At 35.1% G+C, this 15,996-nt stretch carries 5 protein-coding genes; 1 reads left to right on the forward strand and 4 read right to left on the reverse strand.

Features of this window, described 5'->3' with window-relative positions:
- Nucleotides 1–20 precede the first annotated feature (20 nt).
- The 4 genes from F3D3_RS24970 to F3D3_RS00470 are packed head-to-tail and all read right to left on the reverse strand — an operon-like array spanning nucleotide 21 to nucleotide 13,861.
- A complete protein-coding gene (locus F3D3_RS24970) occupies nucleotides 21–8,840 on the reverse strand; it encodes a calcium-binding protein (RefSeq protein ID WP_069870136.1) in 8,820 nt (2,939 codons plus the stop codon).
- A gap of 13 nt (nucleotides 8,841–8,853) precedes the next feature.
- Nucleotides 8,854–10,362 (reverse strand): hypothetical protein, encoded by a 1,509-nt coding sequence (locus tag F3D3_RS00460; RefSeq protein WP_069870138.1) that lies wholly within the window; start codon nucleotides 10,360–10,362, stop codon nucleotides 8,854–8,856.
- 33 nt (nucleotides 10,363–10,395) lie between these two features.
- Complete coding sequence (locus tag F3D3_RS00465; RefSeq protein WP_069870140.1) at nucleotides 10,396–11,721, reverse strand: HlyD family type I secretion periplasmic adaptor subunit; 1,326 nt, start codon at nucleotides 11,719–11,721, stop codon at nucleotides 10,396–10,398.
- Nucleotides 11,693–13,861 (reverse strand): type I secretion system permease/ATPase, encoded by a 2,169-nt coding sequence (locus tag F3D3_RS00470; protein ID WP_069870142.1) that lies wholly within the window; start codon nucleotides 13,859–13,861, stop codon nucleotides 11,693–11,695. The genes F3D3_RS00465 and F3D3_RS00470 overlap by 29 nt, the downstream gene beginning before the upstream one ends.
- Before the next feature lie 262 nt (nucleotides 13,862–14,123).
- Between F3D3_RS00470 and F3D3_RS00475 the strand changes: the two genes are divergently transcribed.
- Nucleotides 14,124–15,905: an aminopeptidase P family protein gene (locus F3D3_RS00475; RefSeq protein WP_069870144.1), complete on the forward strand. Its 1,782-nt coding sequence runs from the start codon at nucleotides 14,124–14,126 to the stop codon at nucleotides 15,903–15,905.
- The last annotated feature ends 91 nt before the right edge of the window (nucleotides 15,906–15,996 follow it).

The raw sequence follows: 15,996 nt of genomic DNA on the forward strand, positions 1-15,996 counted from the left end.
TCAGTCCTCTTCTGTTTTAATCATTTTTTACTGTAATAACTGCTGATCATATACTTTATACTTGCAGCATCATGATCAATAGCATCAGACCATGAAATTCCATTTTTATTTGAATAAGTTGACATCACTTCAATCAATTTTTCTATGTTACTACTATTTATTGACATCCCATCATTAAGTTGAATTTCTGATAGCTTCGCATTGCTATCACTAAACCAAGAGCTCACTGTAACTTTATCGCCTGTTCCAAATGTGGATATGATCAAATCTGAATTAGCACGTCTAAACATGATCCTATCCATATATTCATTAAAAACAGCCACATCATTTCCGCTAACATCATAGATCAGGTCGCGTCCATCTTTTCTATCAAATAAATATCGGTCATCACCTGTCCCGCCATAAAGTACATCATCACCAAGACTTCCTGATAAAGTATCATTGCCTTCTCCGCCCATCAGCACATCATCTGCTCTAGTTCCATATAATATATCGTTTGTATTTTTTCCCAAAATGCCATTTTTATAATTTTGAGATGCAATATCAAAGGTTCCGTGTTCAAGTTCCAATTTTTCTATGGCATTAGATTTCGAATTAAATTGTGATTGAATTGTGATCATGTCATTAGATTTATTATCTGTTATTATCAAGTCGTTACTTTGTTCATTTAAAAGACCATCAAAACATAATTCTGCATTTGCATTTTTGAACATCACGCCATTTGCACTTGTCGTTTCTGCATAAAGGTTAACTGATAAATTTGAATAATATATATTCCCATACTTCTTAGCTAATGCGCTCAAATCTGCACCTAGTTCAATAATTCTATCTCTTTGACGATTACCTTTGTAGGTGATAGAATCTAAAACTTCATTACCATACACTAAATCTGCTCTAAATGAACTTTTACCTTCAGCATCAGTATCAAGGCATTCAAGTGTAAATTGAACCTTTGATGGATCTTTACTAGAAAATTTACCAGTATCATAGACCATTGCTATCTTTGCATGTCCTCTTGTCATAACTTCACTAGAGCTAATACTTTGGACAACTTCAACATCCCCGTCACTTGTTTCAACTGTCCACTTATTTATCTCAGTATCAACAAGGGGATCATATCCTGATGAACTTACCACTGAATTACCATCGTTTGCAGATATATATAAACAATTGTCTGGATGCCCTCCTGATAAAGCACTTTTGGTGTTCAATGCACTTACTCTAAAAGTGTTGGCAACAACATTTATCTCAGATGAAGCCACTTTGGAAAGTTGTCCATACTTTTTTTCTCTAACTAAACTTACCTCATTTAAATCTCGTTGTGCTATTATTATAGCATCTGAAGTTCTACTCGAATCCGTTAGATCCACATTGTTATCTGAGATGATATCCTTTCCGAATCCATCTTGAAAATAATATCTATCAGCCCCTGTACCACCCTCAAGAATATCATTTCCAGATTCTCCGAATAGATGATCATTCCCTGATTCTCCATATAATACATCATCACCAAAACCACCATAAAGATAGTCATCACCTATACCGCCAGCAAGTCTGTCATTGCCATCACCAGCATGTAATGTGTCATTTCCCCATTCACCAGCTAACGTATCGTTATCTTCTCCACCATATAGTAAGTCGTCACCAGCTCCACCTCTTAATATATCCTCTCCAGAGTTACCGTATAACACATCGTTGCCAGCTTCACCACAAAGTTCATCATCTCCTGAATCACCATGTAATTCATCTGATCCTTCTTCTCCAAAAAGAATATCATCATTAGAACCACCATAAAGGTGATCATCACCAAATCCTCCATAAAGACCATCTCTATCATTTCCACCATAAAGGTGATCATTGCCACTTCCTCCGTATAGTTGATCTCTACCATCTCCACCATCAATTTCGTCATAATCTGCGCCACCATAAATTATATCATTTCCAGCTCCCGCAGTGATTTCATCATAATCATTTCCACCATATATTTGATCATCTCCATCTCCACCATGAATTTCATTTTCACCATCTCCGCACTCAATATAATCATTTCCAGATCCACCGTCAAAATAACCGCCCCCGCCTTCTCCATAAATTTTATCATCGCCTGCACCACTCTCAATATAATCATTCCCTGTTCCACCATAGAGTTGATCATCGCCTTCATCTCCATAAAGATAGTCATCGCCTTCATCTCCATAAAGATAATCATTTCCTTGAAGACCATGAACGACATCATTGCCACCTTTACCATGAATTTCATCAACTATTGATAAATCCGAACTACCTGTCAATTGATTATTAAACGCATCGCCTTTCAAAATTTTAGAAATTGATTTTCTCAACAATACATCTTTTCCCCAAGTCTCAACAACTGTAGCTCCATTCTTAAATACAACTGAATCTAGATTCCCATTATTTAAAAAATCTTTTAATATAATCTGATTCGCCGTCTTTAACTGCTTCATAATTATTGAGCCATTTTCTCTCGTCACCTCTAAATCTTCGGATGAAATATCAATAAGTTCAATAACGTCCATCTCTTGATTGATATTAAAATCAATTATAGTATCTTTCCCAAAATCACCCACAAACTTATAGGTATCGGCACCCGCACCTCCTACTAAATAATCATCACCTTTGCTTGCATGTATGATATCGTTACCATTTCCTGCATAAATTCGATCCACATTTTCTGTTCCGAAAATTGTATCAGCTGATCCTGTCCCATATATCATAATTTTATCCAATATTTGTTGCAAACCAAAATTTTCTTGATTTCTAAATATTATTGACCCGATCGTACCAGAAGTCTTAAAATAATCTTTTATAAAAACTTGATTTGGGGTATTTTTTTGTTTTATATATAAATCCCCATTATTGTGCATTTTTTCAAATGTAAAATCTGAAGATAAATTATCTTTAAACCAAATCGTATTATTATGATCATTATCAATTACTGAATTTTGCCCGAAATCGGATCCAAATACGTAGACATCATTCCCATTTCCACCATATAAAGTGTCGTTTCCGCCAAAACCAGTTATCAAATCATCTTCTGAAGTTCCGACAAGCATTTCTGATCTGTCAGTACCACCACCAAAATTGATGATATTTTCAAAATTTTCTTTTTTCAAAATTTCATATTGACCGTTGCTTTTCAGAAAATTGATCTCTTCAATTGTATTTTTATTTGAGAAATAATCTCTGATACAAGTTACAGACTCTAAATTTCTATGCGAAATAATCAAATCAAAATTATCTCTGCTTATTGTGGCATCCTCATAAAGAAAATCAATTTTTACAATGTCCTTTTCAGCGAGTGAAGTGCCATCTTCAACGATGATTGAATTAGAATTTTCTGACCCGATTACATATAAATCCGATCCTTGATTACCCTCAAGATAATTGTCTCCACTATCACCGACTAAAGTATCCTCTCCCAGTCCACCATATAGATAATCATTACCAGAACCGCCATATAATCGATCGTTTCCAGAATTTCCTCTTAGAACATCATCAGATGTTTCACCATATAGAACGTCTGAATCGGATCCACCAATTAAAGTATCTTGACCAGAGCCTCCATATATTTGAGTAGCCCTATTTGAAGCGATTACAGTATCATTACCCCCATACGCCTTAAATTCGGTTTCATTTACCTTTAAAGAAACCCTGTCAAAAGAATCTGATCCTGTTCTCAACACCATTGATGAAACCTGTTGTCGATTAAAAATTACATTGTTCTGGAATTGCATATAACCAGGCTCAATAGATGCCTTAAAGTAATCTTTAATGGTTATCATATCTTGACTGTTTTTCAATTTAATTTGCAAATCATCGTTATTTATTTCTCTTATGAAATTGAATGCATCTGAAGTGTGATTATTAAATTTGAATTGACTGTTTCCATTTACATCAGCAACTGTATCCCTTCCAAAATTAGTGTTAAATTCATAAACATCGCTTCCTTGACCACCGCTGAGATAATCACTTCCAGTACCGCCGTTTAATAAATCGTTCGAATCTCCACCATAAATTGAATCATCTCCATCATCACCATAAAGATTATTATTGCCACTACCGCCATCTAAAACGTCATTTCCTGACCCTCCATACAATTGGTCTGCACCATTTTCGCCATATAGACTATCATTACCACTACCTCCAAATAAGGTATCGTTTTCACTACCGCCATGAAGGATATCGTTATCAAAGCCACCTTGAAGAACATCATCTCCAGAGTCACCGTATATTACATCGCTACCATTACCACCATCGAATGTATCATTTCCCTCATTACCATAGAGATAATCTATACCATCTCCACCAGTCAACATATCATTACCGCTACCACCATATAATTGATCATTGCCGCTATCTCCATATAGCAAGTCATTTTCTGAACCACCATAAATCATATCATCATCTGTTCCGCCAAAGATTGTATCTCTTCCAGCCTCTCCGATAATAATATCTTTTCCATTGTTTCCGTATAAAAAATCATTACCATCCCTACCTGCAATTCTATCGTTTTGACTAGAGCCAAAAATGATATCATCCCCAGATTCACCGACACCTATAGAATTATAATTATTTAGATTTAAAACAATACTGTTTCGATCAGATCCGTTTCTCGATAAAAATTCGACTTGTTGACCATCACTATACCATCTAAGTGCATAACCAAATATATCAGCCGCAAATTGAGCCCCAATATAAGTTTTAGATTCATCCTTTTGGAGAGATCCACTATATCCAATTGTCCATGTGGTTTTTTGATATTTTCGGATATTTGTTCCAGGCCAATATTCCATAGGCGTAGAACTCTCATTTGAATAACTGCCCTTTCTTAAAATACCTTCATAACCTTCAATGTCCTTGAAACTAATTTCTGATGGTAAAATACTGCCACTATATCCAGGAAAGTTAAAATTGGATTCAACATGCCATTTGGTATTTGCTTCTACACCATATCGATCAAAATAGCGCTCTCTTACATTGCTTACAACGTTATTGAAAGATTTAAAGAAAGAAAATCTTTTGACATCTATCTCATCCTCTGCAACTGAAGTTGATACTTGAGCGACTTTACCATTGGATTCAAGAATTTGATACCAAGATACTCTTTGATTCGTAAAATCTGCACAATATTCTAATCTTTTACCGTTAGGTAGACCAAAAACACCTATGTTAGATGTGTCATTCCAAGCAACTGTACCATTCCCCATGTATCTCAATAAATCATTTATTTGAACTCTTGCTCTACCATAAACAATATCTGTTTTACTATTATCCACAATTGTATTTCCGTTTTTAATAATAACAGGATTGCCTACTGTGCCTGTTTTTGCACCATAATATACTGTTGGCGCGTTTATTACAGGCACATTTTGATCCGATGCAAAGACTTCCCCTAGATTATAATAATCACTTTTAAAACTTGCGGTGTAAGTTGACGCGTTCCAAGATAAATTTGCATCCAACGCATCTGTAAAAAATTTTAAAGGAACCATCATTTCTCCATTTTTAAGTTCTGGCGCTGTTTCTAAAGAATTGGATAATACGCTTTTAAGTGTATAAGTACTATTTCCAACTACTGCAGTGCTTGTTTTTCCATTAGGATAAGTGATTATAATCGTATTTCGATTCGGCATACTATAACTTAATTTAATTTGACTTTTGCTGTTAAATATATCCATAAATTCTTTGGCACATACCATCGCTCTATTCGTCTCTGGTTTGATATAAGCATCTTTTTGCATATCAAATTTAGCACCATTAAAATCGATTATAACGTTATTTGCATTTCCAATTTCAACAACTTCATTTGAATTATTTATACTTCCAGAACCTGAATCATATGAGCTTGCGGTCTCCAGTAAAGCTGTATTATTTATAGCATCCCAACTGACATTGAGATTAAATATTTGTGCCAACACTTTTAAAGATGCCATCATGGTATTGTCACTTTTATTAGCAATTTCAATAATTTCAGGTTCAACTGGCATTGTAATCAGATTTCCATGAATAGATGCATCTTTAATACCAGTCCCTTTTTTATGATCATTATAATCTATCCAACTCGTCTTTCCATTCCACGTAATATATGCTCTTTTTTCAGCCGTATTCCAAGTGATGTTTGCACCTTCCCCCATGGTGTTTACAAATTCTTTAACCGAAACCATAGTATTTCCATTTTTATTATATGCATTATAAAGTGCATCAAAATTTCTGCCATTTATTTTAACATGCACAGAGGGATAATCTAAAAGTCTCTTCATCCCATTCTCTTCTATGATGTAGTATTTTAAATTTTCAGAATCAACGACTGGTTTTACGCCTTGATTTCCAAGAAGCAAATCGCTGATTAGATAGTCCCCCCCTGCAGTCTGATCTGAACTCATTAGGCTAATACGTTCAACTTTATTATCATCACTTTCAAAATAACCTTCTATAGTAACCTTGTCATACCATATACCATCACCGTCATGAGCTCTTATAATCAAGTTAACGCCTGATTGTTGCGTTTTAATCTGAGTGAGATCATAATCTCTCATTAGAATTGTATCTTCTTGCTTAGAAATTGGTCCCGCCGACATCTTTACAGTTTGGTTGTAGACTGGTTGAGACATCATCATGCTTCCACCTTCTACAGGCATATCTTCTTTGCCGCTACCAGATTCAAAAGCTCTACGGATTGCATCATCGACTGTTTCAGTATTTGTACCCTTTGAAATTATAACTGCTGTGCCCCGATCTCTACCTACATCCACTTTTTCTGTAACATTAATTCTCTGCAGATAGCGCACAGGGGTGTCTTTTAAATTGATTACAGAATCTTTGAATATAATTCTTTTAATATTGTTCACAACTTTATCGTCAAAATAATCTTTTATGACAATTTTTCCAATTTTATTTTGATTCATCATGGCAATAACCAAACTGTTTGTTGAATTGCCATTTTGATCGATCTCTCTAAACTGACGCACATCACTACGATTGAGTCCTTCTAAATAGAGCGCTTCATATCCATCTGAACTGTAAATTGCATCATTAACCAACGTTTCTTTACTATAATATCCAAATGAATCAACATCTGGCAGTATTTTTTCTAATCCTCTGCGGACATCATACTCCTTATTACCAACAATAATTTTTTCCACAGAATTTTGTTTATAGATTTCATTTCCCTTTCCATTTTCACTCATTCCTCTAAAGTATTTTGATATTCTTAATGAATCATCTGGTTTTCCTATGAATTTCAAAAGTAAATCAGCGCCTGATTTTAATAATAAAATATCTTCTGCATTAATATCATTTAGATTAACCACATCATTATTAACAAGTCCCAAAATCGTGTCTCTTGGATAGTTTTCCTCGATGATTGTATCATTTCCATCACCTGATTTATATATGTAGGTATCGTTTCCTAAACCACCTATTAGAGTATCCTCTCCAGAGCCACCATATAATTGATCATTTCCTAAACCACCGTCAAGAGTATCATCTCCATCATAATAAATTTTAGTTGAGTCATTACCGCTTGAACTCCCTCTATCGCTTCCCGTTAAAGTATCATTTCCATCAAGCCCATAAAGTTCGTTCTTCGAACCACCTCTTGCTGTGATTCTATTATCAGCATTATTGCCCTTAATTATGTTTTGTGTGTAGCTGTCTGCTATCACATTATTCATGTTATAATCTAATGTGCCTTCGATCTTTTCAATTCTATCAACAAAAATATTGATTTCTTTATCTTTAGTTAACAGCTTATACTTGTCCAATTCTATGTTTGCAATTTGTTTAGATGTTTGAGCTACAACTAAGCGGCAAAAAAAATCCATTCCCCCTGCAATTGCCATACTAGCAGGTATGCTTGGCGGAAATGCTATCGTCAACAGACCCACTGCTGCTTTAAGCATATTCATTGCATTTTTTTCATCTTCTGTTGCACCATTCAATAATGCCTCACCATATAAATTTTTAATATTTTCATTTAACATGTGCTTATCTGCTTCAAAATTCAGCACTATACCCGTTCCGCCTGTTGTTGTATCCACTAAATTTCCAGCTATTTTGTCATAAATGCCTAAACAAGACTGAGCACTTGATTTCACTAAATTTCGCATTTCCTTTGATAAACCCTTAAATGGCATCCCATGTAGCCTCTCCGCTATACCCGAAAGACCACCAGCAAGTAATGCCGTTTTAGCCGATTCTAAAATATCAATGGGGAAATCAATCTCATTTTGAGGTACATATGCAAAACCAATTAGATTTTCGGGCACTTTATCGCCGTCTGAGACAACACTGTGGCTTTCACCATTGTTCTTATAGATGCCTACTAGTTTTCCTGTAGTAGCATCAAAATCTATTTGAGCTGTTTTGTATTCTTTGTAGTAGTCATTGTAAAAATCAGTAATTGTGTCTACAGCTATCTTATTTTCGTATGCCATCTTTATTTGATTTGCTTTTTCTTTATCCGTATACGATGTATTTCTCATGATTGGGTCTACTATATCCTGCATCATTTCTTTTATTGTCAACATCGCATCTTCAGAAGAATGTCCATATGTGTTTTTTAGCGCTTGAACTAAAGCATTATCTGAGTCTCTTACTTTTTCTTCATATAATGCAAATTTAGCGTCACGATACGCCTCAATAAATAGACCACTTTCTTTGTAGTCTTTATTTCTCGCATCTAAATCTGTGTAGCCTTCCTCATACACTATGATGCTTATACTTTGGCTGTCGTATGTGTTTATGTTATTAGGGTTATTTTTCAGTTCTAAATTAATCTCATTTAATGCATCCTCTAATTTTCCTAATTTTACACTCATGACTTTATTCTCCTTATTCTATAAGTTTATTTTGCTTTGCTTTTTCAAAGAAACTCTCTACAGTCGCATTTATAATACTTTTATAGTCACCTGTAACCCATAATAGGAAATCCTTTTTTTTAGCTCTTGTATCTAAATAGTGAAATCCTTCCGTCTCTTCTCTTACGTAATACATATCTGAGTATATATTGGATAAAGTAGTGCGCTCTCTAAAATACGTTTCAGTGATCATATCTCTTTGAAAAAGGTCTATAACTATCTTTTGTTCTGCTTCTGGCAACACATAAAAGAAAACAAATAATCGTTCTCTCTCCCAAGGTTCATCCCCTTCTACATAATTCATTTTGAGTAGATCTGTTATTCTAGCCGTTATTTTTTGAAGTTTTTCATAATCTATTTCTTCTCCTTCTTCAAGTAACAGATTTAAAGTTATGTCATAGCAACCTTTATAACCCTCATTTATAATGCTCATATTATCTGGATTTAGAGACAGATCAAAATCAAAGACATCTGGATCGCGCCCCCTTCCATTTTCATCATAAATAACGACATCTCTATTCCTAGGAATAGCAATATGGACAATCTTTCCGCCATACCCTTCTTCATCTACTATCTTTTCAATTTCCTCATATAATGCTCTCTGGGCATATATTTGAATACATCTACTTTCTATCTCTGTTGCTGGAAATTTCATTGTTGGATCATTTTCAGGTGCATAATAAGTACATGATCGTTCTTTTAAACTATAATCTAGATCTGCTTTTACAAGGGCTACGTTATATTTCTTTTCAAGCTGTTTCACCCGCTCGTCTTCCTTATCCCAACGTGTAGAGTTTGATCCTAAATCACTCATAAAATTTCGTCTTTTAATCACATTTTTGTCCTTAATTTTTTCAAAAGGATTATCAAAATGCCTTAATTTACTGAGTTCAATTTCGGTTATTTCAGAAGTCTTTAACTGAATTTCTTGATACATAAAATGCTTCACACCATTTTCCTCTAAATAACTCACATAATCTAATAACTGATTTCCAGTTTCTCCATTATAATTTTCTGATACCATTGTATAAATATCAAATTTCAATACTCTAATATACTCCGCTGGATCATCTGCAACCTCTGAGACACTTATCTCACCATCTCTAAATTTCTTAAGTGTTGGTAAATAATATTGATTATAGGACTTTGTAAAATAAGGAATCTCAATCTTATCTGAAAAATAGGCTTCTAGACTTTTATTGCAAGCTACATCTAGTACTGCAATTTCTTCACTGAAATCTTCAAAGTAAAGACTTGGATCACTGTATTCCTTATCAAACTCGGCTTTCATAGTTGCAACGACATTTTCAACATTTGCCTTTGCTTGCTCATCAGCATGATCTATCAAGTCACTTGCAGCGATAACTGTTCCAGCGGAATTTGGACGATTTGACCCTAGATAGAAAAATGTGCCGATGACTACGAATAGTATGATGATTAATTGAACTTTACTCTTTGTACTTAAATAACTCTTTTGTGACATGTATACCTCCTGATTTTATGGTTTAAATCTTTGCTACCTTAATTCAAAACTCTCTTTGATGTAATCTGCCGCTGGAAGAAAAAACTCAATAATCCGTCTTTTACCTGTTTTCACCTCCACTGTGACAGTCATCCCTGAACTGATTTTCATCTCTTTCCCTTGAATATTAAGTGTTTCCTTTGAGGGTTCTACCTTAATTTTATAAAAAGAACCTTGATTTTCGTCTTGATAAGCATCTGGACTCACAAAAGTGATAACGCCTTCTATAACACCGTATTTTTGAAATGGAAAAGTATCTACTTTAATATCTACAGGTTGTCCTTCATTGATAAATCCAATATCCATGTTTGCCACGCTGGCTTCTATCACCATTGGCGTATTACTTGGTACAAGGGTCATTATGGGCGTTGATGCCGAGACGACACTTCCAATTGCATTACCTCCAAGTCCATTAACTTGACCACTCACAGGAGCAATAATCGTATTCATTTTTGAGATGTTCTTAGCTTTATTCATTCTGCCTTCAGCTTCTAAAATATCTTTTTCTTTTTGAACAATAAGATTTAGCAATTCTTCTCTGTATTTTTTCCTTTCAGAAATGATATTTTGTTCAATTTGCTCGGTTCTTTCAAGTGTGCCATCCATGTTATACTTTAACCCAGCTAATTCATCTTGAGTCATTTCCAATTCATCTTTTTTAAGCTGCAAATCATTATTAGGAATACTGCCTGATGCACATAATACTTCAAGGTTGCTAACATCCCTTTTTAATATACTTATTTTTTTTACCGTGATATTATAGTTTGAGTTAGAAGCATCATAGGTGCTTTCTAAAGATGCTTTTTCAAGTTCAAGAATTTTTATTCTATTGTCTAGATTATTAATCGCTTGCATTCTAAAATCAATTAAATATCCTAAAAAGGGCTCATAAACTGCTTCTGCCACAATGTCCATCTCGGCAGGTGTTTCTCCATTTAGCTCTCTTTCAAGGACCATTTTCTCAAGTTTCAAATTATCATAGGATTGTACTGAAATTTCTTGATCAATATTTGAAAGGGTATTGTCAAGTTCTATCAATATTTGTCCTTCTTCTACTTGATCACCTTCATCAACAGTTATATTTACGATAATCCCACTTTCTGGTGTTTGAATAATTTTCACTTTACCATCTGGAATGACTTGACCTCTTGCTATGGCTACTTCATCAACTTTTCCAATAATTGACCATCCAATTGCCAGAACAATTATAGCGAATATAATCCAAATGGTTAGCCAGCCTATAGGGGAAGATGGAGTTTCAATAATTTCTATGGCAGAGGGTAAAAAAGCTCTATGCAATTGTGCTTCCCTTTTTTTCACAAAGTGGTACCTCCTTTTCTTCTATTGATTGCTGACTAAATAAATAATGATATAAACCTTGCTTCCTCATAAGATTTTTGTGATTGCCCATCTCTATGATTTTGCCTTTATCCATGACCATAATACCATCAGCACCTTGAATTGTTGATAGTCTATGGGCAATAATAAGCACTGTACGCCCCTTGCATATACGGGTTAAGTTCTTTTGAATAATCCGTTCTGATTCATAATCAAGTGCTGATGTTGCCTCATCAAATATCAATATTCTTGGATTTGTCAGCAACGCTCTTGCTATGGCGATTCTCTGTCGTTGACCGCCTGAAAGTGAGGTCCCTTTTTCTCCTACTTGTGCATCGTAACCTTCTTGTAATTCCAATATAAACTCATGAGCCCCTGCAATTTTAGCAGCTTCTATAATCGATTCCATTGAAGCTGTTGGATGGTGAATACAAATATTGTCTTTTACTGTTCCTGAAAACAGAAAGTTCTCTTGTAAAACAACACCTATTTGTCTTCTAAGCCAAGAGGGATCTGCCATAGCAATGTCTACGCCATCTATAAGTATTTTTCCGCGTTCAGGAATGTAGAGTCTCTGTACTAACTTTGATAGAGTACTCTTCCCTGAGCCACTTCTACCAACAATTCCAACTGTAGTTCCAGCTTTTATATCTACAGATAAATCTCTAATAATTTCTGAACCATCCAGTCTATATCTAAAGCACACATTTTGAAAGCTAATCTCACCAATGATTGCTGGCAATTTAATTTTTTGCCCGTCAGTACTCGGTTCTGGTTTAGTGTTAAATATATCGCCTAGTCTCTCTAACGATACACTCGTTTGCTGAAAATCTTGCCACATCTGTACAATTCTAAGAATTGGACCACTTACATGACTTGACAACATTCTAAAGGCTATTAATTGTCCTATACTAATCGCATTTGCCATCACCAAATGTGCACCTGTCCAAAGTATCGCTAAATCCATAGAGCGTTGAATAAATTGACCAATAGCATTTGCATTTCCACCCAGTATAGAAGTCTTGAACGAAGCTGTAGTATACTCAGAAATTTTATCTTCCCATCTTTTTTGCGATAAAGGCTCCAGAGCAAACGACTTTATAGTCTGAACGCCAGATACGGCTTCCACTAGAAATGACTGGGATTCAGCACCATATGTAAATTTATCCTCAAGTCTCGCTTTGAAAAGTGGCGTAACAATAAGAGAAAGTAATACAAACAGCGGTAAAACAAACAAAACAATTTTAGTCAATGCTGAGCTATACAGCCACATAACCGCTAAATAGACCACTATAAACATAATATCTAAGACACTCGATAACGGTGCTCCCGTTAAAAATCTTCTAATATTTTCGACTTCTCTTACTCTTGCAATAGTATCTCCAACACGTCTACTTTCAAAATATCTAAGTGGTAACCTAAATAAGTGATCAAATAACCTTGAGCTAAGTATGACATCAATCCGATTGGTGGTATGTGTAAAAACATAATTTTTTGCCATCCCCAAAATCATTTCAAAAAATGCGATAATCATTAACCCTATCATTAGCACATTCAAAGTTGAAAAACTTTTATGCATAAGGACTTTATCCACAATAACTTGCGTTACCAAAGGAGCACCAAGTCCTAACAATTGTAATGCTAATGCACCCACTAAAACTTCAATAAACGCTTTTTTAAATTTAACAATTGAAGGAATAAACCACTTCAATCCAAAGGTTACCTCTTTGCTAATGAATTTTCTGTCAACTGCTAAAAGTGTTATCCCAGTATACTCATTTCTAAATTCTTCCATCAACATCAATTTGGGGATTTGCTCATCTGGGTCCATATAGAGTATCTTATCTTCTCTAATTTGAGCAAGGACCATAAAATACCCTTCTTTCATTTGAACCATCGCAGGTAACGGTATTTTTTCTAGTCTAGTGGTCTTATATTGATGAATTTTAGCTTTTAGTCCATATTTTTTACAGATCAATAATAAATCCTTTTCACTGACTTCACCTTCAAGTCCAAATTGATGTGATATCTGATCTAAATCCATGTTAACCTTGTTTAAGTTTCCTAAGACTAATAAACTTTTTAGAGTTTTTAACGCTGTACTTTTTTCTTCAAATTTCATATAATAGTTTGAGTCCTTTCTAAAATGTATTGAATTATTTGTGCTCAACTCTATTTGTACACTTGTATACATTCGTATAAAATTTTATTGACAAATAAGAAACCAACATTAATAATAATATCATATATAGGATAAAATTCCTTGTAACTTTTCAACAAAATAACACGAATTTAACAATTCGTTTTTGTTAAATTAATTTAACGCCTATAGAGTCTTGAAACCCCACTGCACAAGTAATACAATGGATGGGTGGAGGTGTCAAATGAATACCAATGATAAACTTAGATTAATACGAGCGGAAATGGTGCAATCGGGTATAGATGCATACATTATCCCCTCCAACGATCCGCATAACAGCGAGTATTTACCTGAATACTATAAGACCAGACAGTGGTTATCGGGATTTACGGGATCTGCAGGAACAATCGTCATCACCCAAACACATTGTGGTTTATGGACGGATGGGCGCTATTTTTTACAAGCTGAAGATGAACTTAAAGGTTCCGAAATTGTACTTTACAAAATGCGCATGCCAAATGTCCCAACCATTCACGAATGGCTAAATCAAACCATATCACATGGATCAACGGTTGGTTTCAATGGATTTCAATATTCTGCTTATGATGCCGAACTGATAAAAAGTGAACTTAAGGATAAAAAGATCAAACTTGATTTCAGAACGAACATTGTGGATAAAATTTGGCTCAACAGACCTTATCTCCCCAGTGAAAAAGTGTTCATACATGATGAGCTCTATGCGGGTGAGTCAGCAAAGCAAAAAATAGAGCACATACGTGCAAATATGCTGAAAAATGACTGTGAATATCATTTGATCAACAAATTAGATGACATCGCATGGTTACTCAACTTGAGAGGCAGTGATATCAAAAACAATCCCTATTTCTTGTCCTACGTTCTGATTGACAAAGAAACAACGTACCTGTACATCGACATCTTGAAGCTAAATGATAAGATTATCCACTATTTACACGAAAATAATGTGAGAGTCAAAATATATGAAGATATTTGGGATGATCTTCAAGAATTAAAAGAGGGCAAGCGCATTGCTTTGGATAAAAAAGCAATTCCGTATCAGTTTTATCACGATATTGATAGACGCTGTCAAGTTTTAGATCAGCCCAATCACAGTACCGCTTTAAAGTCTATTAAAAATGAAATTGAGTGCAATCATCTTAGGACATGTCATATCCACGACGGTGTCGCAATGCTTCGTTTTATGAAATGGCTTGAAGAAACAGTGCCCACGGGTGCAGTAACCGAAACACTTGCTGATGAAAAACTCACACAATACAGAATGGACATCTCTACATTTTTCAGCCAGAGTTTCGATACCATTGCAGGCTATAAAGATCATGCCGCATTGATGCATTACAAAGCAAAAAAAGAAACCGAATATACCCTTGAGCCGAGTGCTCTTTTCTTGGTGGACTCTGGAGGCCAATACTTCAACGGCACCACTGATATCACAAGAACATTTGCACTGGGCCCCCTAACCGATGAAGAAAGAACAGACTATACTTTGGTTTTAAAGGGCATGATTCAGCTCAGTAAAGCCATCTTCCTCGAAGGCACTACTGGTACAAATCTAGATATTCTCGCTCGAAAACCCATGTGGGATCGTGGCATAGACTATAAATGTGGCACAGGACATGGTGTTGGCTTCTTCATGGGGGTTCATGAGGGTCCACAGGGACTTTCTATGGTTTCAAATACAATCCCATTAAAACCTGGCATGATTCTTACAAATGAGCCTGGCATCTACAAATCAGGTCGTCATGGCATTCGTATAGAAAACACTTTGTTGATCGTACCCTTTACGACGACTGAATTCGGGGCATTTTATCAATTTGAGACTTTGACGAAGACACCTATAGATACACGCCCAATTCTAAAAGAACTTTTAACGGAAGCAGAAATCAATTGGTTAAACGATTATCATCAGGAAGTTCATCATGCATTGCGTGCACATCTCTCTATAAAATCTGAAATCAGTTATCTTGAAAAAGTGACGCAGAGGATTTAACCTCAGAGCATTTTTTCTGACTAAAAAGGCCCCCTATATGAGATGGTTCGACAATCCGCAGGCAAAGCCTAGAACTTCTTGTCGCACCATC

Source organism: Fusibacter sp. 3D3, assembly GCF_001748365.1.
Taxonomy (GTDB): Bacteria; Bacillota; Clostridia; order Peptostreptococcales; family Acidaminobacteraceae; genus Fusibacter_A.

Coding starts and splice junctions, on each gene's coding strand:
- F3D3_RS24970 (WP_069870136.1), bottom strand. CDS start 8,840: ATGAGTGTAAAATTAGGAAAATTAGAGGATGCATTAAATGAGATTAAT.
- F3D3_RS00475 (WP_069870144.1), top strand. CDS start 14,124: ATGAATACCAATGATAAACTTAGATTAATACGAGCGGAAATGGTGCAA.
- F3D3_RS00460 (WP_069870138.1), bottom strand. CDS start 10,362: ATGTCACAAAAGAGTTATTTAAGTACAAAGAGTAAAGTTCAATTAATC.
- F3D3_RS00470 (WP_069870142.1), bottom strand. CDS start 13,861: ATGAAATTTGAAGAAAAAAGTACAGCGTTAAAAACTCTAAAAAGTTTA.